Origin of the sequence: Aliamphritea spongicola, assembly GCF_017051665.1 — a bacterium.
In the GTDB taxonomy this organism is placed as follows: domain Bacteria; phylum Pseudomonadota; class Gammaproteobacteria; order Pseudomonadales; family Balneatricaceae; genus Amphritea; species Amphritea spongicola.
On the sequence record NZ_JAFIDL010000155.1, the window covers coordinates 1 to 255 of the forward strand.

Here is a 255-nt window from a genome sequence, read left to right on the forward strand (position 1 = left end):
TGTTGAAGGTCGCACTGCTCGCCGGACCGGTGATGGTCACATCGGCCACTTCAGTGATGTCCGTACCGGAGGCCGTGGTGTAGCTGTACGTCAGCGCCACGGTGACCGATTTACCCGCCGGCACCGCGTCGCTCAGGCTGACGGTGTAGTCGGTGGTGGTTTCACCTTCAACCACATCGCTCGGGCCAGTCAGGGAGACGATGACGGTGTCTTCTGTACCCGGTGGGTTGTCACTGCCGGTCTGGTCCGTGATGG

1 protein-coding gene is annotated in these 255 nt (G+C 62.4%); it reads right to left on the minus strand.

What is annotated here, in order from left to right:
* Positions 1-255: hypothetical protein (locus JYB63_RS23150; protein ID WP_205660256.1), on the minus strand; the 255-nt coding region annotated here is incomplete at both ends.